Source organism: Aliiroseovarius crassostreae (assembly GCF_001307765.1).
Taxonomy (GTDB): domain Bacteria; phylum Pseudomonadota; class Alphaproteobacteria; order Rhodobacterales; family Rhodobacteraceae; genus Aliiroseovarius; species Aliiroseovarius crassostreae.
Genome location: NZ_LKBA01000001.1, coordinates 195,966 through 215,961, shown reverse-complemented (window position 1 = coordinate 215,961; position 19,996 = coordinate 195,966). Strand labels below are relative to the sequence as shown.

The window sequence follows — 19,996 nt, the reverse complement described above, 5'->3', positions numbered from 1 at the left end:
AGCTTACGACTTAAAAAGACACCAGTGAGCTTGGGAGGGAGCCGGGGACGTATCGCCCCCGTGGTCGGCTGTCGCAAGGGGGATACCCCCGGGTCGCGCCTAGCTTCCTACGCCAGTGTCAACTGGGTCAGGTTCAAAGGGTCGCATCACCGGGGGTGTCCACTTTGGAACGTCCCCTGTCAGCCTCTCAGTCCCCTAAGCGGGACTCCCCTGCGTGCCTAAGGTTTAGGAAAGAGATTTTCGAATTGCAAGCGGCTCGTTCCGGTTCGGTCAGAAAACTGCCAGCACAACGTCACGGCTCTCGCGCGTGAGGGACCGGCGAGGGGCCGGCACTGACAGCCTGCCCGCCCCGCCAACAGACAGACATCTATGGGCGTGAGGCGGTGGTCCCTGCCTTGGTCAGACAGATGGAAGAGGTTCCGCGCCACCTGCCAGTCTGCCCCCCTGTCTCAGCTCAACAGGCGGCCATCAACCGATAGGTGATCTGCGCCGCGGTGAAATCCCAGGCGTCCTGCCCGTTGGGGGCAAGCTCCACCACGTCCATCCCGACACAGCGGCGCCCCTTCAATGCGTGCTCCACCAGTCGCAGGGCCTGATAGAACCCCAAACCTCCGGGCACGGGCGTTCCGGTGGCGGGCATCTGGCTGGGATCCAGCCCGTCCACATCAAAACTCACATAAACCAGTTCGGGGAAATCCTCCGGCAGATCCACGGCAAGGATATTGCCCGTGACCAGATCCTCGGCATCCACGTGAAACACGTTGTTGGCAATCCGGCTTTCGGCCTCTTGCGGGCACAGCGCGCGCACACCGAATTGCGCAAGACGGATCCCCTCTTCGGACAACAGATGCATGACCGAGGCATGGGAGTGCTTTTCGCCCTGATACGCCACGCGCAGATCCGCATGGGCATCCACCTGCACCACACCAATCGGCTGGCCCAATGCGCGGGCCACGCCGATGACAGCGCCATAACTGAGCGAATGTTCCCCACCCAGCGTGACCGGCAGCTTTCCGGCTTTCACCACGGCTTCGGTCTCACAGGCGATCCGCTCCATCACCTCGGGCAAGGGACCGTCACAGTCAACCGGGGCATGGGTAAAGATCCCATCAGTGCAGGGTTCTTGGCCATTGCACAGGCGTTCCAATTCATTTGACGCATCAAGGATTGCGGCCGGTCCCGCCTGAGTGCCCGAACCATACGATACCGTACGCTCCAGCGGAACCGGGATCACATGAAACCGCGCAGCCTCACTGCGTTCGGTTTCACTCAGTTCACTGTCGAGAAAAACAGTCATGACAGACGCTCCTTGAAATCCTCATAGGTGAAGCTTTTCACCATGGTCAGCTGATCGGTTTTACTGTTCCACAGCGCGATGCCCGGCAGGGGCACGCCATTGAACGTGTTGGTTTTCACCATCGAGTAATGGGCCTGATCGAGAAAGGCAAAGCGCTGTCCGATTTCAAGCGGCTGCGCCCAGCTATAGTCACCGATCACGTCGCCCGCGAGGCAGGATGGCCCGCCAAGCCGGTAGGTTTGGCCCGTCCCGCCCTCTGCTTCGTCCAGAAGCGCCGGGCGATAGGGGGCTTCGATCACATCCGGCATATGGCAGGTTGCGGAAATGTCGGTGATCGCAAGCGGTATGTCATTGACCGGAAGATCAAGGATCTCGCCCACCAGAATTCCCGCATCCAACGCCACGGCCTCTCCAGGTTCCAGGTAGACGTCAATGCCATAGGTGGCGCGGATGTTCTGAATGAACGCCACCAGCGCATCCCGGTCATAATCAGCGCGGGTGATATGATGCCCGCCGCCAAAATTGACCCATTTCAGATCCATAAGGAAAGGTGCCAGCTTGGCCTCGACGGCCGCCCAGGTGCGGGCAAGTGGTTCGAACCCCTGCTCGCACAAAGTGTGCATATGGATCCCGTCTACGCCCCGCATCACCTCATCAGTCAGCAAACTGACCGGCGTGCCAAGCCGGGAACAGGGCGCGCAGGGGTCATATTTCGGGATTTCCCCTTCGGAATGCTCGGGGTTGATGCGCAGGCCGACCTGAACGCCCTCCGCCTGAGCCTGTTGCAAAAACCGGTCTTTCTGGGCGGGGCTGTTGAAGATGATATGATCCGAGAGTGACAGGATTTCATCAATATCCTGATCCTTGTAGCCCGCGCAGAACGTGGCAACCTCACCGCCATATTCCTCGCGCCCCAACCGGGCCTCATAGATGCCACTGGCGCAGGTTCCCCCCAGATATTGCCGCACCAGCGGGGCAAGAGAGAACATGGAAAACGCCTTCAGCGCGCTCAGGACATGCGCCCCCGAACGGTCGGCCACGTCCTTGAGGATCGCCAGATTTCGCTCAATGGCCACCTCGTCCACCACGAAACAGGGCGTCGGGACGCGCGACAGATCGAAGTCGCGGAATGCGCCTGCATCTCCGGCTTGGGTTTGCATCAGTTCGGTCATTGGAGTGCTTCCATGTTTGTATGTCCCGCCCGGCGGCAACGCCGGGCTGCGCCGACCCGCCCCCATGGGGCGGCGCAATTGCGCCACCCCGCGGGTCTATGCAGCCCTCAGTTTTTAGAACTCGACCGGGCCGTCCAGCTCGTGCACCTGCCAAGGCAGGCCATGCTCGTTCAGCATGTCCATGAAGTTGTCAGGGTCCAGCTGCTCCATGTTCCAGACGCCGGGCTGGGTCCAGTTGCCTTTCAGAACCTGCGCCGCGCCGATCATGGCGGGGACGCCGGTGGTGTAGGACACAGCCTGCGATCCGACCTCGGCGTAGCACTCTTCGTGGTCGCAGATGTTGTAGATATAGAAGGTCTTTTCGCCCGAGCCGTCCTTGGCCTGACCGGTCGCAATGTCGCCAATGCAGGCTTTGCCCTTGGTCTCGGCCCCCAGATCGCCGGGATCGGGCAGCAGGGTTTTCAGGAACTGGATCGGGATGATTTCCTGACCGTCATGCATCACCGGATCAATGCGGGTCATGCCGACATTTTCCAGCACTTTGGCATGCATGATATAGGCGTCACCGAAGGTCATCCAGAACCGGGCACGCTCGATCTCGGGGAAATGGGTCGACAGGCTCTCCAGCTCCTCGTGATACATCAGATACATGTTCTTGTTACCGATCGCCGGGAAGTCGAACTCGACCTTGGTGGTCATGGCCGGGCTGGTTTTCCATTCGCCACCTTCCCAGTGACGCACTTCGGCCAGCACTTCGCGCAGGTTGATCTCCGGGTTGAAGTTGGTGGCAAATTCCTGATCGTTCGAGCCGCCATTGGCGTCCAGGATGTCGATCTGGCGGATGGTGTCGAGCTTGTGCTTTTTCAGCCAGGTCGCAAAGACCGAGGTCACACCCGGATCAAAGCCCGAACCCAGAATGGCGGTCAGACCGGCTTCTTTGAACTTGTCCTGATAGGCCCATTGCCAGTGATATTCGAACTTGGCCACGTCCTCGGGTTCATAGTTCGCGGTGTCCAGATAGTGGCAGCCTGCCTCAAGACAGGCGTCCATCAGAACCAGATCCTGATAGGGCAGGGCCAGGTTCACAAGGATCTCGGCGCCGGTTTCGCGGATCAGCTTGACGGTGTCTTCGACCTTATAGGCGTCCAGTTCAGCGGTCTTGATCTCCACACCCACGCGGTCCTTCACGCTGGCGGCAATGGCGTCGCATTTGGACTTGGTACGGCTGGCAAGCGTGATTTCGGTAAAGATATCAGCATTCATTGCCATCTTGTGCACAGCGGCATGGCTGACGCCACCGGCACCTACAACAAGGGTCTTTCCCATGGGTATCTCCTGACCGTGGTTATTCAAAATAAGTGTAGCCATTCATCGACGCACGATAGGCGTCGATCAGGGTTTTGCGTTCATTGGCGGTGATGCCGCCGGCGGAAATTGCCTCGTCCACCATCTTGCGGAACGTGGCGATACAGCTTGCGGGGTCATATTCGACATAGGACAGCACCTGCGCGATCGTGTCCCCTTCCTGCTCATGTAAAAGATCAAACCCGCCATCGGCGCGCAGGTCAATTGTCACCACGTTGGTATCCCCAAACAGGTTGTGCAGATCCCCCAGCGTTTCCTGATAGGCCCCAACGAAAAACACGCCCAGATAATAGGGCTTGTCCTCGGGCAGCGAATGCACCGGCAGGGAGGGGGCAATTTCGCCCGCCAGAATGAACTGGTCCATCTTGCCATCGCTGTCACAGGTGATGTCAGACAGAACCGCGCGGCGATCCGGGGTCTGATCCAGCATCTGCAGCGGCACGATCGGGTGCAGCTGATCAATCGCCCACACATCCGGCAGAGACTGGAACAGCGAGAAATTGCAGTGATACACATCCGCGATCTTCTGCAGTTCCTTGTCCAGTTCACCGCTTTGCGGGCTTTCATGGGCGATTTCCTTGATCCGCGCCATCAGGTTCAGATAAATCCGTTCCCCCCGTGCCATCTGGCGCAGATCCACATAGCCCCGCCGGAACAGCGCGCGCAGCTCGCCGCGGTAAAACAGGGCGTCATTCCAACATTCCTGAACCCGCTCGGGCACCAGATATCCGGAAACCGCCTGCAAATCCTTGAGAAGATGGTGATCATCAGGCTCAAGCTCGGGCGCATCCGGGGCATCGTAAAGCGTGCTTTCCAGCACATCGAAAATCAGCATCGACGAGGTTGCCGACACAGCGCGCCCGCTTTCGGTCACCAGAACCGGATGCTCCACCCCCGCTTCGTCCATCGCATAAGCCACGGTTTCAACCACATTGGCGCAATATTCCGCCATCGTGTAGTTGACAGAATTCTCGGTTGCCCGCTGTTCGCCGGTATAGTCGACCCCCAGACCGCCACCCAGATCCAGGTGGGTAAGCGGCACACCTTCGCGGGTCAGTTCGGTGAAATAGCGGCAGGCTTCGGTCACGGCGCGGCGCACATCATTCACGTCCGGCACCTGACTGCCCAGATGGGAATGCTGGAGCTTGAGGCAATGCAACAGCCCCTCGTCACGCAAACGATCCACCACCCGCAACAGCTGATCGGTATTCATCCCGAAGGCCGAGCGGTCCCCCGAGCTGCTTTGCCATTTTCCGCTGATCTGATTGGTCAGTTTGACCCGCACGCCCAGCAAAGGATCAACGCCCAGCGCGCGCGCGGTTTCAATAACAATCTCGGCCTCTTTCGGGCTTTCAAGCACGATCACGGTATTGAAACCAAGCCGCCGCGACAGGATCGCCAGACGCACGAATTCCACATCCTTGACACCGTTGCAGACGATCAGCGCATCCTTCGACAGGCGATGGGCCAGCGCGATGACCAGTTCCGGTTTCGACCCCGCTTCCAGCCCGTATTCATACTGGCGACCAAACTCCACAATCCGGTCCACCACCTGGGCCTGTTGGTTGACCTTGATCGGAAACACGCCGCGATAAGGGGCACGATACCCGGTCTTGGCAATGGCCTGGGCAAAGCTGTCATTGAGGTGCTGGATTTCCGCCTCCAGAAAGCTCTTCACCCGCAAAACCAGCGGGCTTGCAATGCCCCGCTCATGCAGGTCTTCAAGGATCTGCGGCAGGCTAACGGGGGCCGCTTCCGGGTGGGCTGGATCACACAGCGCCACATCCCCGTTCGGCAACACCGAAAGAAGGTCTTTGCTCCAACGATCAATACCGTAGATGGAATGGGAAAGGGGTTGTTCATCGGACATGGGAACAAGCCTTTTCAGAATGTATGGGAAAAAAGGAGATCAGGCGCACGGCATACCAGCCGCGCAGGACTACGCGGGTTCAATCTGTCCGGCATTGCGCAGACGAAACCACTTCATCTCGATAAAACTCCAGTTTGCGCTTTCACGAGAAAGCTGATCGGCGTTTAAGTTCTTGTGGGCCGCCGAGTCAACAAAATACTGCCCCCACCAGCCCCCCAGAGATCCGAAACCTGCCCTCTCTTGGGGGCGGGCTGCGATATTATCCGGATTTGTTATGGAAAATGAACCCGATGAAGTTGAGCAAGAGCTGTGCCGCAAGGATCTGTGTGCTTTCCGACGGGTCATAAGCGGGGGCCACTTCGACAAGGTCAATCCCCACGACATCCCCGCGTTTGGCCAGCCCCTGCAGGATTTCCAGAACATCGTAATAGAGAAAACCACCATGCGAAGGCGTTCCCGTGCCCGGCGCGATGGAGGGGCAGAACGCGTCAATGTCGATCGTGACATAATAGCGGGCGCCTTTTGGGATACGGTCCAGCACCCCCGCGGTGCCCAACGCCCGCACCTGCCGCACGGACAGGATATCCGATCCACGCGCGCGCGCATCTTCATACCCTTCCCTGGCAGTGGAGGACACATTGCGAATGCCCAGCTGGGTCATGCCGCTGACATAGTCCTTTTCAATGGCCAGGCGCATTGGGTTTCCATGGCCATCCGTCACCCCCTTGCGGTTATCAACAAAATCCAGATGCGCGTCGATCTGCACCACATGGATCGGCCCCTGTTCGGCACAATTGTCCCGAAAGGCATTGATACAGGGAATGTTGATCGAGTGGTCGCCGCCAATGATCACCGGCAGCGCCCCGGCGGCGAGGATCTTTTTCACGCCATATTCGATGCTCCCATGGCTTTCCTCGGTCTTGGTGTGGATGATGTCGGCATCCTCCAGATCGACAATGCGCACATCCTCACCCAGATAGGTCGCGTCATCCTCATGATCATAGGCCCCCGCATGGCCAAAACTGAACAGTGTCGATGCTTCCCGCACAGACCGCGGACCGAACCGGGCGCACCAGCGAACGCCTGCCAGATCCATGATGCGCGATCCCCCAGACGACAGACCAAAACGCCCGTAACAGTGATCTCTCTTACCGCGTTCCGACTTGCCCCTGCTTCAGGTGGCGCAGGCGCTCGGGACAACCATCCTTTCGGAATGCCCCCCCGTCAATGAGAGTTTTCACCACTGAGACCTTCGAGAATGGGACAATCGGGACGATGGTCCCCGGCACATTCGCGGCTCAGGTGGGTCAGCGTTGCATGCATCGCCTGAAGGTCGTTGATCTTGGCCTCGATCTCCGCAAGGTGCTTGCGGGTGATGGCCATAACATCCGCACTGGCACGCCCTTCATCTTCATAAAGAGCAAGCAGGTTCCGGCAATCGTCAATCGTGAAGCCAAGCGCACGGGCACGGCTGAGAAAGATCAGCTTGTGCAGATCGGTTTCACGGAAAACCCGGTAGTCGTTGGTATCTCTGAGGGGTTTGACCAGACCGATATCTTCGTAATAGCGGATGGTCTTTGCACGCAGCCCGGTGCGTTTGGAAACATCCCCGATATTCAGGTTCATCATACTTCTCCCGTTCCGCTGATCATAGCAGTTTTCAGAGGGGTTCCGGTGGGCGTCTGACGCGCTGTCGGGGCGCTGATAACCGGGCGCACCCAACGCAACCGCAACGCATTGGACAAGACGAACACGCTGGACAAGGCCATGGCGCCTGCTGCCAGAACCGGCGACAAAAGCACCTCAAACGCAGGATAAAGCACACCTGCAGCCACTGGGATCAAAAGCGTGTTATAACCAAAGGCCCAGAACAGGTTCTGACGGATATTGCGCATGGTTCGCGCCGAAATGTCAAACGCATTGACCACCCCGACAAGGTCCCCAGACATCAGCACCACATCCGCAGCCTCAATGGCCACGTCGGTCCCGGTGCCAATCGCAATCCCTACATCCGCAACCGCAAGCGCGGGCGCATCGTTGATCCCATCCCCGACAAAAGCCAGCTTGCCCTGTGTCCGAAGGTTGTTCAACGCATCCACCTTGCCCTCGGGCAACACTTCCGCAACAACGTGATCAATGCCCAACTCGCGCGCAATGGCATCGGCCGTGCCCTGATTATCCCCGGTGATCATCGCCACCTTGAGACCCAGATCATGCAGCGCAGAAATGGCGAGGGATGTGGTTGGCTTGATCGGGTCCGCCACGGCAATGGCCGCTGCAATCTTACCCCCGATCGCGGCATAAAGCGGTGTGCGGCCCTGCCGGCCCAGCTCATCACCGATCCTCCCAAGATCCCCCAGCGCAATCCCTTCCCGGGCCATCAGCCGGTCGGCCCCAATCAGGATTTTCTGCCCTTCAACCATTGCCGAAACACCATACCCCGTGATGGAGGCAAATTCCTGAACCTCGGGAAGGGCCAGTGACTGATCTTCGGCAGCCCGCAAAATGGCCTCGGCAATCGGATGTTCCGACCCCGCTTCGACGGCGGCAACCAGGCGCAACACGTGGTCGCGCTCAAACCCCTCTGCCACGGCCAGATCCGTCAGCTCGGGCCGGCCTGCGGTCAACGTCCCGGTTTTATCCAGCGCAACAACCTGCGTTTCCCCCAGCAACTGAAGCGCATCCCCCTTTCGAAACAGGACGCCCAGTTCGGCCGCCCGACCGGTGCCAACCATGATCGAGGTCGGGGTAGCGAGACCCATTGCGCACGGGCAGGCGATGATCAACACCGCCACCCCGGATACAAGCGCAAAACTCAGCGCGGGATCGGGGCCAAACACAAGCCAGGTCACAATTGTCAGCGCAGCCAACGCCATGACAGCGGGAACAAACCAAGTGGTAATCCTGTCCACAAGCCCCTGGATCGGCAGCTTGGCCCCCTGCGCCTGTTCGACCATCTGGATGATCTGCGCCAGCATGGTGTCGGCCCCGACCTTGGTGGCCCGAAACCGCAAGGCGCCGGTGCCATTCACGGTTGCCCCGACAAGTTCATCACCTGTGGATTTTTCGACCGGAACCGGCTCTCCGGTGATCATGCTCTCATCGACATAGGAGCGGCCCGACAGGACCTCTCCGTCCACCGCGATCTTTTCACCGGGGCGCACATGTATCACATCCCCGACCACAATGGTGTCAATCGGCACCTCGGTCACATCATCGCCCCGCTCAACCCGCGCCGACTTGGGCTGAAGGCCAACCAGTTTGCGAATGGCCTCCCCCGTGCGCCCCTTGGCGCGCGCCTCCAGCCACCTGCCCAGAAGGATCAGCACCACGATGACCGCTGCGGCCTCGAAATAGACATTGGCGGTGCCATCCGGCAACAGACCCGGCGCGAAGGTGGACACAAGTGAAAACCCATAGGCCGCCGACGTTCCCAGCGCGACCAGAGAGTTCATGTCGGGCGCGCCCTTGAACAAAAGCGGGAACCCCTTGGTGTAGAACCGCAGGCCGGGGCCAAACAGCACGATGGTGGTCAGCACAAATTGCACAAGCAGGCTGGTCTGCGCGCCAATGTTGTTTTGGATCCACATATGCATCGCGGGAAACAGGTGACCGCCCATTTCCAGCACAAAGACCGGCAAGGTCAGCACCGCGGCCAACAGCGTGATGCGCCCCAGATGGGCAATTTCCGCGTGTTTCCGATCTTCGTTTTCTGGGGCGCTGCCGGTTTTGACCCTGGCCGGATAGCCCAGTTTGGTCGCCACCCGCGCCAGATCGGCGGGGGTGACAACCCCTTCGAGATAGCGCAGCTGAGCCGTTTCGGTTGACAGGTTGACCTGCGCGCTCAGCACGCCAGGCGTTGCGGACAGGACGCGTTCCACACGGCCAACGCAACTGGCACAGGTCATCGCCTCAACCTCCAGCGTGACCTCTGCCTGTCGCGCCGGATAGCCTGCCTGCTCCAGCGCATCCGTCAGCGCAGGCAACGTGGCGGGTTCGGAAAACGCAAGTTCAACACTTTCGCTTGCCAGGTTCACTGTGGCACCCTCGACGCCGGGAACCGCCTTCAGGGCTTTTTCCACGCGCCCGACACAGCTCGCGCAGGACATGCCCTCTACGAACAGCCGGAAATGGGATTGATCAGACATGGTGTCCTCCGCGACTCGATGTTTTGATACCCAGATGATGGTTCCAGTAAGGGGAAGGTCAAGTGCTGCGCAATATTTTCCTGCGCGACAACTGCCCCGGGTCGGGCTTGAGGGGAGGTCGCCCCACAAAACACACGGGCCGGGGCAGAGCCGTGACACACCCGTTCAGGTGATCACATCTCCCCCCTGCCCTCAGGATCCGCCTGCCGGGTAATGGGTGAACAGCTCTGTGCTGCCATCTTTTCGGATCAGGTGGACCGAGTAGGCATCCCGTTCATTCTCAGGCCCCATCCCCGGCGACCCATAGGGCATTCCGGGCGCAGACAGGCCAACAGCATCAGGACGCTCTGACAGAAGACGGCGAATATCAGCAGCCGGCACATGCCCCTCGATGACATATCCTTCTACCAGACGCCCTGATCCCGTATTCTGAGCGCGTCGATCATGCTGTTCGCAATGTTGCCGCCAGACATAAACTCGACGCGGTCCAAATACGTTGGCTTTCCCGGATTGGAGATGAGATGAAGGCGAAGGTTGTTGTCGATCGCGAAGCGTTTGACGAACCACCTTTCTCACAACAGGGCGGCTACAAGCGCCTCAACAAGATGTTTGGCGGGGAGCTTGATGCTATTCTCGACGAGATCAAACATGAAACGTGGGAGCCCGCCGCATGAATCCGGACATCCTTTCAAAAGTCGCAAGTGACGCTGGGATGGATCATTCGGATGTAAGTTTGGTGGCTGATCTTCTGTTCCGTGAAATGCACAAACGGCTGTATGAACGTGAGGTGGACGACTACCTTGTGGGAGAGCTTCTTCATGAACTCACCGATTTCGCGTGGATCCATCTCTTCCAGTTTTTACTTCTCCACAGATTGCGTTATGGCTGCTCAAAGCATCCTGATGACGACATCTCCGACAGCGCTACGCAGCTCCAATATGTCGGCGGCAAGTCAGAATGGAGAAAATACTTCATGGAAATGAGCGAGTGGAAGATCTCGTCACAATACGGCAGGGAAGACCTCTACAAATGAGTGCAACACAGGATATTGTCGCCAAACTCTGGAACCTCTGCAATGTCCTGCGCGATGATGGTGTTACCTACTCGGAATACGTGACCGAACTGACCTACCTGCTGTTCCTCAAGATGATGGAAGAGACAGGTCAGGAACGTAGGGTGCCCGAAGAATACCGCTGGGCCGAAATCGCGCGCCGCGAAGGACTGGACCAGCTAACCCACTACAAGCGCGCCCTGACCAACCTGGGCGATCCGGACGAGAAGGACGAGCAAGGCAACCGGAAACCCCCGAAAGATCCTTTGGTCCTCGACATCTTCACAGATGCGCAAACCCGCCTGCGCAAGCCTGCAAACCTGAAGAGCCTTACCAAAGCAATCGACGACCTGAACTGGTTCGATGCGCGAGAGGAAGGTCTTGGGGACCTTTACGAAGGGCTGCTTCAGAAGAACGCCGAAGACAAGAAATCGGGTGCTGGGCAGTATTTTACACCCCGTCCGTTGATTGATTGCCTGATCCGCCTGACAAAGCCGCAGCTGGGCGAGGTGATCCAAGACCCAGCAGCGGGCACAGGGGGCTTCATTGTCGCGGCTCATCGCCAGATTTCGGAAGACAACAACGATTTGTTCGGTCTCCCAGACGGGGTTGCCGAGAAACAGATCCGCGAATGCTACACGCTGGCCGAATTGGTTCCGGACACCCATCGCCTTAGCATGATGAACCTCATGCTGCACGGGATCGAAGGTGATGCCCACTCGATGGACACGCTCACCGCAGAAGGTGCTGCGCTTCCCAAGGCCAACCTGATCCTATCAAACCCTCCCTTTGGCACCAAACGTGGGGGCGGGCGTCCTGCCAGGGATGACTTCTCCACCACGGCAGAAACCTCGAACAAGCAGCTTGCCTTTGTTGAGCATATTATCCGTGCTCTTAAGCCTGGCGGACGGGCGGCGGTGGTGCTGCCGGACAATGTGCTGTTTGAGGATGGAGTTGGACGGCGTCTTCGCCAGATGCTGATGAATTGGTGCAACCTCCACACCATCCTGCGCCTTCCAACCGGCATCTTCTATGCCCAAGGGGTCAAAACCAACGTCTTGTTCTTTACGCGTAATGCTGATGGCAGCCAGAAGGACGGCACTCACCCCTAAACGGGATGGCTTTACTGCGGCGGACGGCGTCCCCTTTTTGAAGGTCTACAATATCGTCAATCAGGCGATAGATTTCGGCTATCGCCCGCAATTCATTACTGATGAAGCCCACAACACCAAGGGGCGAAAATCCAAAATATTGCCTGGTGATGTTTTGATGAATATCGTTGGCCCTCCTCTTGGCAAAGTGGCGATCATTCCCAAAACCTTTGATGAATGGAATTGCAATCAGGCACTGACCATTTTCCGGCCGAGTGAAGCTGTCATCACTGAATGGCTCTATCATTTTTTAAGATCGGGTATTCCGGTCTCTACGGTCATCGGCGAGACCAGAGGGGTAGTTGGCCAAGTGAATATCTCACTTTCTCAATGCCGAAACTTTGCCATTCCTATTCCACCAATTCGCGAGCAACGGCGGATTGTGACGAAGCTGGATCAGCTCTCAGAACGTTCCTCTGCCGCCCGCGACCACCTCACCCGCGTCACCGCTCTCGCTACCCGTGCCAAGCAGGCGATTTCAAGCGCAGCATTCCGAGGCGCGTTGCTTGGGCTTGAGCCGGTTGACACCGAGAAATTCAATCGCCGTTGCTGGGATTTGCCAAAGGGTTGGCATTGGGCGCGTTTTGATGAAGTCGCGAAGATCAAATCAAACCTGAAGCCGCCAAGCGAAATGCCAGACCTTCCACACGTTGCTCCAGACAACATTGAATCTGGCACGGGTCGGCTCCTGCCTTACAACACAATAGCGGAAGACGGCGTAAAAAGCGGAAAGCACAAGTTTTTTTTCTGGCCAGATCATTTACTCAAAAATTCGACCATATCTTCGGAAGGCGGTCATCGTAGATTTTGATGGGGCCTGCAGTGCCGATATGTATCCGGTTGACTGTGGCCCTGATGTCGACATTCACCTTTTACATCGCTGGTTGATTTCAGAAGACTTCGCTTGGTTCACGGCAGAGCACGAGGGTCGAACCGTCCTGCCTAAGATTAACCAGAAGGGCTTGAACGCAGCACCGGTGCCCGTTCCTCCAGCAGAACACCAAGCCAAGATCATCAGGCATATTGAAGCAGCTTTCTCTCGCATCGACCGACTGACTGAAGAGGCCAGCCGCGCCAGCCATCTCCTCGACCGCTTGGATGAGCGCCTGCTGGCCAAAGCCTTCCAAGGTGAGCTTGTGCCGCAGGATCCCGATGATGAGCCCGCAGAGGCGCTCCTTGAACGCATCCGTGAGGCCAGAGCCGCAACTCCCAAACCGAAGCGGGCTCATAGAAAGAAAACGGCATGAAAGAGCTGCTTGATAACGCCGTGTTGTCCATTGAGTTCGGTGTAGAAGACTTCAAAGCAGATGATGAACGCCGCCTGCTCTCGGCCATTCGAAATCTCTATGCGGGCGTTCTTTTATTGTGCAAACAGGTTCTTTGGAACGCCTCACCCGAGGGCTCCGAAGGGTCCCTGATTTACAAAGACCTGGTCCCAGAGAAACAAGAAGACGGGTCAGTGCTGATGAAGCCGAAAAAGGCACATCGCAATACGATTGACCGTCGCCAGATTGAGGAAAGGTTCAAATCTCTTGACCTGGATTTGGATTGGGGGCGATTGACGTCGCTTGCGAACATTCGAAATGACGCGGAGCACCTTTTTCTCAAGGCGACACCAGTTGTTGCAAAGGAGGCGCTCGCATCAACCTTACCTCTCGTCCAGAAGCTCTTGGCCGATCACCTCGAGGAAGATCCGCCAACTCTGTTGGATGAGGATGTCTGGCAGACACTTCTCCAAAACAGTGAAGTCTTTGAAGCTCAAGCGGCGCAATGTCGTAAGACGTTTGACGGCGTCTTTTGGGGGGCAGACATTCTTCCTGACTCCATCAGGTTCCTGCGCTGCCCACATTGCAAGTCTTCTTTGGTGAGATGTGACGAAACTGTAGCCTTAGAATTCGAAAACCTCTGGATGGATTGCGCAGAGTGTAATCAGGAAATTGATCGGGAAGATGCCTTCCTTCACGCCCTCGCGGAACTTGTGGACAGCCAATCGTATCTTGCAGCGAAGAACGGAGAGTTGCCGTCTATCACGACCTGTCCAGAATGCTCTCTGGAGTCATGGAGCCGCTATGACCAGAAATGCGTGTTCTGTAACGAGGAGACACAGACTTGTGGCATTTGCGGAACCGATTGCGACCCCGATGACTACAACCCTCTGGATGGATATTGCTCGTCCTGCTCCTACGGCATGCAGAAAGCGATGAAGGACGACTGAACGTCGAAGCCACGAAGCCTGAACCGAAGAGCACCGTCAAAAGCCAAAATTCGGGCAAATTAAGCGGCGCCAACAATGCTGACATCGACTTTCGCCAATTCCTCAAGTTTCAGCGAATTTCGGGGCATTTTCGTGCCTGTCCCGAAACTCGCCAAAATTCAGCAAAACGAACGACTTTGGGTGTCTCGCGAAAACTTATGGGCGTCGCGAACGATTATGGGGAATCCTACACAGGGTCAGAAGTCGAGGTTTTCCACCGATAGGGCGTTTTGCTGGATAAATTCACGACGCGGCTCAACCACATCGCCCATCAGCTTGGTGAAAATGTCGTCCGCTTCCGACAGATCATCCACCTTCACCTGCAACAATGTGCGTGCTTCGTGGTCCAGCGTGGTTTCCCAAAGCTGATCCGGGTTCATTTCGCCCAGACCTTTGTATCGCTGCAATGTCAGGCCTTTTTCGCCTTCTGCCAGGATCGCATTCAAAAGGTCAATTGGACCCTGCACCTGGATTTCACGCTCTTTGCGCGACAGCTTGGCACCGTCCCTGTAAATATCCCGCGTCTCCATCGACACTTCGGACAGGCGGCGGGCTTCCCCCGAGCGCAGAACGGCCCCATCCAGCGTGCGGATTTCCTCGACCCCACGCAGCACACGGGCCAGACGGATGCCATGATCCTGTGTGATCCGCCCCTGCCATCCGCGCTCATATTCCACGGCCACCTTATCCAGACGCGCTGCCACGTCATCCGCCACACGCTGCAGATCCGCATCTGCACGCCCCGGATCAAACGCCCCGGAAAGGGCGGCCTGTTCCAGGATATTGCGCGGGTAATGCGTTGGGAACGCGTCCAGAATACGTTTGAAATTGCGCGCGCCATCCACCACGCGGGCCAGGTCCGCACCGGCAATTTCCTCACCCGAGGGAAGACGCAGAACGGTGCCTTCAATCCCCTGTCCGACAAGGTAATCCTCAAGCGCAATCTGATCTTTCACATAGACCTCGGACTTGCCGCGCGACACTTTGTAAAGCGGCGGCTGCGCGATGTAGAGATAGCCCCCTTCGATCAGCTCCGGCATTTGCCGGAAGAAGAAGGTCAGCAGCAGGGTTCGGATATGCGCCCCATCCACATCCGCATCGGTCATGATGATGACCTTGTGGTACCGCAGCTTGGAAATGTCGAACTCATCACGACCGATCCCGGTGCCAAGAGCGGTAATCAGCGTGCCGATTTCCTGGCTGGACAGCATCCGGTCAAACCGGGCGCGTTCCACGTTCAAAATCTTGCCTCGCAACGGCAACACGGCCTGGTCGTGGCGCGAACGCCCCTGTTTGGCAGATCCACCGGCAGAATCCCCCTCGACCAGGAACAATTCACGTTTGGCAGGATCTTTTTCCTGACAATCGGCCAGCTTGCCCGGCAACGAGGCCACATCAAGCGACGATTTCTTGCGGGTCATTTCGCGCGCCTTGCGGGCCGCTTCGCGTGCCAGTGCAGCCTCGACGATCTTACCGGCAATCATCTTGGCGATCTGCGGGTTTTCGTCGAACCACTCCTGCAGCTTTTCGTTCATCAACCCTTCGACCGCCGGGCGCACTTCGCTTGAAACCAGCTTGTCCTTGGTCTGCGAGCTGAATTTCGGGTCCGGCACCTTGACCGACAACACACAGGTCAGGCCTTCACGTGCATCATCCCCGGTAAAGTTCACCTTTTCCTTTTTCGCCAACCCGGTTGAGTTGGCATAGAGGTTGAGCGTCCGGGTCAGCGCACCCCGGAAACCAGCCAGATGGGTGCCCCCGTCCCGCTGCGGGATGTTGTTGGTAAAGGGCAGCACGTTTTCGTGGTAGCCATCATTCCACCACATCGCCACCTCGACACCAATCCCGTCTTTTTCGCCGGTCACGAAAATCGGCTCTTCCATCAGGGGGGTCTTGTGACGATCCAGATATTTCACGAATTCTTTCACGCCACCATCGTAATGCATTTCCGAATGCAGTTTTTCAGCGGGGCGTTCATCTTCGATAATGATGCGCACGCCCGAGTTCAGAAAGCTGAGTTCCCGCAGGCGATTTTCCAGTGTCTTGAACTGGTAATCCAGGTTCGAGAACGTATCCGTCGACGCCAGGAAACGCACTTCGGTCCCGGTGCGGTCACCGCAATCCCCCACAACACGCAGATGCTCGGCGGTTTCGCCGCGTTCAAAGCGGGCCACATGTTCTTTCCCGTCGCGCCAGACGCGCAATTCCAACCAGTCGGACAGGGCGTTCACAACCGACACCCCCACACCGTGCAGACCACCCGACACCTTATAGGAGTTCGAGTCAAATTTGCCGCCTGCATGCAGCTGGGTCATGATCACCTCAGCCGCCGACACACCTTCTTCCCGGTGGATATCCACCGGAATACCACGTCCGTTATCCGAAACGGAAACCGAATTGTCCGCGTGAATCGTAACCGTTACCGCGTCCGCATGACCTGCCAGCGCCTCGTCGATCCCGTTATCGACAACCTCATATACCATGTGGTGCAGACCGGACCCATCATCGGTGTCCCCGATATACATGCCGGGGCGCTTACGAACAGCCTCCAAGCCTTTGAGAACCTTAATGGATTCGGCGCCGTACTCGGCACCATTTTGCGCGTCATCAGCCATGTGGGCCTTCCTGTAATTCTGTCCCCAAAACATAGAGGTTTTCGAGGGTAATGTCACCTATCCGACACAAGATTTGGTGTCAATTCACCCACCCTTTTACGGCAGGCGACCAAAGCCCGGGATATGCGCGCCCCGGCAGCTAAAGCGTTTCGAGATACACTTGAAACACATGCTTATCCCGAAACGCCCACGATATTGATATCTCTTGCGGCGTTTCGACTTTTCCCTGCCTCAGGTTAAAGTCGAAACGCTTTAAGTCAGAGCAGACACCCGTCCTCATCCAGCTCCCAAAACGGGTTGAAGGCGAACTCCCACAAATGGCCGTCCGGGTCCGCGACATAGCCGGAATAGCCGCCCCAATCGGCCTTTGTGGGCTGCGTCACCGCCGTGCCACCCGCGGCAATTGCCTTGGCAAAAGCCGCATCCACCTCGGCCTCTCCGGGGTAATTTTGCGCCAGTGTCATCGCCCCGGTTTTCAACGCGTCTTTTGAACGCCCGGTTTCCCTGGCCAACCCCTCCCGAGTGAAAAACCCGAATTTCATCCCGTTCATGTCGAAAAAGGCCACCTCTGGCAGCACCGCAGAAGGCTCCCAGCCCAGCGCCTGATAATAGGCACAAGACCGTTCGATACTTTCAACACCCAACGTAATCAGTGTCACACGGTTCTGCTTCATGGCGCCCCCTCCGAAATGATTGAAGTCCCGCCTTCGTCGCTCACTTGGAAATGCGCGGCGCGGTGACCCAGCTCTGCAAACAACTCCGGCCCGGTGCCGGTCATGAAAGCCTGTGCCCCAAGGGCGCAAATCTCATCATAAAGAGCCGCACGCCGCCCCGCATCCAGATGCGCGGCCACTTCATCCAGAAGGTAAATCGGAGCGGCCCCGAAATCGCGGGCCAGCGCCCGCCCATTGGCAAGGATCAGCGACACAAGAAGCGCCTTCTGTTCCCCGGTAGAGCAATCACGGGCCGGCACATCTTTGGCCGTATAAATGGCTCCCAGATCCGAACGATGCGGCCCCACCAGGGTGCGACCTGCCGCCAGATCGCGCGGACGGCTTTCGGCCAATGCCGTGGCCAATTCGTCTTCCGTTGCAGGGGCCAGCACCTCATCCGCCTGCACCAAAGAAAGTTCCGCTGCAGGAAATTCGGTCTCGGCGCTGGCTTGCGCATCTTGCAAAAGGGCGATGGCCTTCAAACGGTTCGCGTGGATTTCCGTACCAGACATGGCCATCTGCAATTCAATCGCACGATACCAATGGGGGTCCCGCTGCCCGTCCTTCAGCAACCGGTTCCGCTCACGCATCGCCTTTTCATAATTCAAAACCGCATCCGCATGAGACGGGGTGAAACTCAGGGTCAACCGGTCCAGAAACCGCCGCCGCCCTTCGGCCCCCTCAACCCAAAGCCTGTCCATCACAGGAATCAGCCAAACCACACGCGTGATCCGTCCCAGGGTGACCTGCGTCGCAACCTTACCGTCGATCCGCACCTGGCGCCCCTGACCGGGCTCCACCCATGTTTCAACCTCATGCATCTGACCAAGGCTCTGCAGCACACCGGAAATCTTCCAACCCACCTGCTCTGGTCGCCGGATCATTTCATCCATCGTCGCCCGACGCAGCCCGCGCCCCGGCGAAAACATCGAAACGGCTTCCAGAATATTGGTCTTTCCTGCCCCGTTGGCCCCATGTAAAACCACAGGCCGCCCGTCCAAGGACAAGCGCGCCCGCTTGTGGCTGCGAAAATGACTGATCGTCAATTCACGAAGGGCAAGCGAGGTCATGTACCCTCTTTCTTCTTGGCCCAAATACTCCCGCCGGAGGCAGAAAACTCAATCAACAGGGCCGATCACACGCGCATCGGCATGACAACATAGACGGCGCTGGTGTCATTGCCTTCGCGCATCAGGGCCGGGTCGCCGGAATTGTTGAACATGAAGGTTGCGTTTTCACGATCAACCTGGCTGGCGATTTCCAGCAGGTATTTTGCGTTGAAGCCAATTTCCAGACGCTCGTCGGAATAGGCCACAGCCAGCTCTTCCTCAGCCGCCCCGGCATCCGGCGCATTCACCGAAAGCACCAGCCGGTCTTCATCGAGCTGCAGTTTCACCGCGCGCGAGCGTTCGGACGACACGGTGGCCACACGGTCCACGGCCTTGGCAAATTCCGCCGCATCCACTTCAAGCTTACGGGTGTTGCCGGTGGGGATCACGCGGGTGTAATCCGGGAAGGTCCCATCAATGACTTTCGACGTGAGCGTAATGGCAGGCGTGGCAAAACGCACTTTGGTTTCCGAAACCGAAACCGCGATCGTGGCCTCATCATCATCCAGAAGTTTGCGCAGCTCCCCCACGGTTTTGCGCGGAACGATCACGCCCGGCATCTCATCCGCGCCCATTGGCAGCTCGGCATCAATCCGTGCCAGACGGTGCCCATCGGTGGCCACCGCGCGCAGCACCTTGCCATCTTCGGCGGCCGCCACATGCAGGTAAACACCATTCAGGTAATAGCGGGTCTCCTCGGTCGAGATCGCAAATTTCGACTTGTCGAACAGGCGACGCAGCACCGGGGCCGGGGCCGAGAAATTGGCGGAATATTCCGACGAGGCCATGACCGGGAAATCTTCTTTCGGAAGAGTGGCGAGCGAGAAGTTCGACCGCCCCGCTTCCACCGTCAGGCGCCCCGTGGCCCCATCGTCACTCAGCTGCACCAACGCCCCATCCGGCAGTTTGCGCACAATCTCGTGCAAGGTCACGGCGGCCACAGTGGTGGCCCCGGCGCGTTCAACCATTGCCGCGGTTTTATCGACCACTTCGATATCCAAGTCGGTGGCGCGGAACGACACGCTGTCGCCCTCCGCTTCAATCAGCACATTGGCGAGAATTGGAATGGTGTTGCGGCGCTCTACCACCGACTGAGCCTGGGCCACGGCCTTTAGCAACGCACCACGTTCAATGCTGATCTTCATTTCCCACTCCTGACAACGAGAGGGGCTGAAAGCCGATGCCTTCGCCCCGTGATGTTCTTTTGCTGGAATGTCCAATGGTTTGAAGGGCGGGTCAAGGCCAAACGAC

Annotated in this window: 17 protein-coding genes and 1 pseudogene; 6 read left to right on the top strand and 12 right to left on the bottom strand. The window is 57.9% G+C overall.

What is annotated here, in order from left to right; translation table 11 throughout:
- Positions 1-454: 454 nt before the first annotated feature.
- The 8 genes and pseudogenes from speB to AKJ29_RS19125 form a co-directional block, all read right to left on the bottom strand.
- Entirely contained in the window at positions 455-1,297 is an 843-nt protein-coding gene (gene speB / locus AKJ29_RS01185; RefSeq protein WP_055187352.1) for an agmatinase, read from the bottom strand.
- The gene (locus AKJ29_RS01180; protein ID WP_055187351.1) at positions 1,294-2,469 is read right to left on the bottom strand and encodes a carboxynorspermidine decarboxylase; all 1,176 of its coding nucleotides are present in this window, start codon (positions 2,467-2,469) and stop codon (positions 1,294-1,296) included. Before AKJ29_RS01180 ends, speB begins: the two co-directional genes overlap by 4 nt.
- Positions 2,470-2,583: 114 nt before the next feature.
- Positions 2,584-3,795, bottom strand: a complete 1,212-nt coding sequence (locus tag AKJ29_RS01175; RefSeq protein ID WP_055187350.1) for a saccharopine dehydrogenase family protein — start codon at positions 3,793-3,795, stop codon at positions 2,584-2,586.
- Between the two features lie 19 nt (positions 3,796-3,814).
- On the bottom strand, positions 3,815-5,704 hold the full coding sequence (speA, locus tag AKJ29_RS01170; protein ID WP_055187349.1) for a biosynthetic arginine decarboxylase: 1,890 nt from the start codon (positions 5,702-5,704) through the stop codon (positions 3,815-3,817).
- A gap of 259 nt (positions 5,705-5,963) precedes the next feature.
- Entirely contained in the window at positions 5,964-6,800 is an 837-nt protein-coding gene (locus AKJ29_RS01165) for an agmatinase (RefSeq protein ID WP_055187348.1), read from the bottom strand.
- A 128-nt stretch (positions 6,801-6,928) separates the two neighbouring features.
- A complete protein-coding gene (gene cueR / locus AKJ29_RS01160; RefSeq protein ID WP_055187490.1) occupies positions 6,929-7,324 on the bottom strand; it encodes a Cu(I)-responsive transcriptional regulator in 396 nt (131 codons plus the stop codon).
- A 5-nt stretch (positions 7,325-7,329) separates the two neighbouring features.
- Positions 7,330-9,852 carry a heavy metal translocating P-type ATPase gene (locus AKJ29_RS01155; protein ID WP_055187347.1) on the bottom strand — a complete coding sequence of 841 codons (2,523 nt, stop codon included), beginning with the start codon at positions 9,850-9,852 and terminating at the stop codon, positions 7,330-7,332.
- A gap of 192 nt (positions 9,853-10,044) precedes the next feature.
- Positions 10,045-10,263 (bottom strand): annotated as a pseudogene (locus AKJ29_RS19125) (DUF411 domain-containing protein); the annotation flags it as partial.
- Between AKJ29_RS19125 and AKJ29_RS19120 the strand changes: the two are divergent.
- From AKJ29_RS19120 to AKJ29_RS01125, 6 genes are read left to right on the top strand one after another with little or no spacing between them, the layout of a single operon-like run.
- The gene (locus AKJ29_RS19120; RefSeq protein WP_139231448.1) at positions 10,251-10,526 is read left to right on the top strand and encodes a type I restriction-modification enzyme R subunit C-terminal domain-containing protein; all 276 of its coding nucleotides are present in this window, start codon (positions 10,251-10,253) and stop codon (positions 10,524-10,526) included. The pseudogene AKJ29_RS19125 and the gene AKJ29_RS19120 sit on opposite strands and share 13 nt — an antisense overlap.
- Positions 10,523-10,885 carry a hypothetical protein gene (locus tag AKJ29_RS01145; RefSeq protein WP_055187346.1) on the top strand — a complete coding sequence of 121 codons (363 nt, stop codon included), beginning with the start codon at positions 10,523-10,525 and terminating at the stop codon, positions 10,883-10,885. The genes AKJ29_RS19120 and AKJ29_RS01145 overlap by 4 nt, the downstream gene beginning before the upstream one ends.
- Positions 10,882-12,015 carry a class I SAM-dependent DNA methyltransferase gene (locus tag AKJ29_RS01140; RefSeq protein WP_082392470.1) on the top strand — a complete coding sequence of 378 codons (1,134 nt, stop codon included), beginning with the start codon at positions 10,882-10,884 and terminating at the stop codon, positions 12,013-12,015. Before AKJ29_RS01145 ends, AKJ29_RS01140 begins: the two co-directional genes overlap by 4 nt.
- The gene (locus AKJ29_RS01135) at positions 11,978-12,865 is read left to right on the top strand and encodes a restriction endonuclease subunit S (RefSeq protein ID WP_055187345.1); all 888 of its coding nucleotides are present in this window, start codon (positions 11,978-11,980) and stop codon (positions 12,863-12,865) included. The genes AKJ29_RS01140 and AKJ29_RS01135 overlap by 38 nt, the downstream gene beginning before the upstream one ends.
- Positions 12,866-12,884: 19 nt before the next feature.
- The gene (locus tag AKJ29_RS19795; protein ID WP_200909133.1) at positions 12,885-13,301 is read left to right on the top strand and encodes a restriction endonuclease subunit S; all 417 of its coding nucleotides are present in this window, start codon (positions 12,885-12,887) and stop codon (positions 13,299-13,301) included.
- The gene (locus tag AKJ29_RS01125; protein ID WP_055187344.1) at positions 13,298-14,269 is read left to right on the top strand and encodes a hypothetical protein; all 972 of its coding nucleotides are present in this window, start codon (positions 13,298-13,300) and stop codon (positions 14,267-14,269) included. The genes AKJ29_RS19795 and AKJ29_RS01125 overlap by 4 nt, the downstream gene beginning before the upstream one ends.
- Positions 14,270-14,505: 236 nt before the next feature.
- On the opposite strand, the gene gyrB is transcribed toward AKJ29_RS01125, so the two are convergent.
- The 4 genes from gyrB to dnaN form a co-directional block, all read right to left on the bottom strand.
- Positions 14,506-16,923 carry a DNA topoisomerase (ATP-hydrolyzing) subunit B gene (gyrB, locus tag AKJ29_RS01120; protein WP_055187343.1) on the bottom strand — a complete coding sequence of 806 codons (2,418 nt, stop codon included), beginning with the start codon at positions 16,921-16,923 and terminating at the stop codon, positions 14,506-14,508.
- Between the two features lie 257 nt (positions 16,924-17,180).
- Positions 17,181-17,597: a VOC family protein gene (locus AKJ29_RS01115; RefSeq protein WP_055187342.1), complete on the bottom strand. Its 417-nt coding sequence runs from the start codon at positions 17,595-17,597 to the stop codon at positions 17,181-17,183.
- Complete coding sequence (gene recF / locus AKJ29_RS01110; RefSeq protein ID WP_055187341.1) at positions 17,594-18,706, bottom strand: DNA replication/repair protein RecF; 1,113 nt, start codon at positions 18,704-18,706, stop codon at positions 17,594-17,596. The genes AKJ29_RS01115 and recF overlap by 4 nt, the downstream gene beginning before the upstream one ends.
- Positions 18,707-18,771: 65 nt before the next feature.
- The gene (gene dnaN, locus AKJ29_RS01105) at positions 18,772-19,890 is read right to left on the bottom strand and encodes a DNA polymerase III subunit beta (protein ID WP_055187340.1); all 1,119 of its coding nucleotides are present in this window, start codon (positions 19,888-19,890) and stop codon (positions 18,772-18,774) included.
- Between the last annotated feature and the right edge of the window lie 106 nt (positions 19,891-19,996).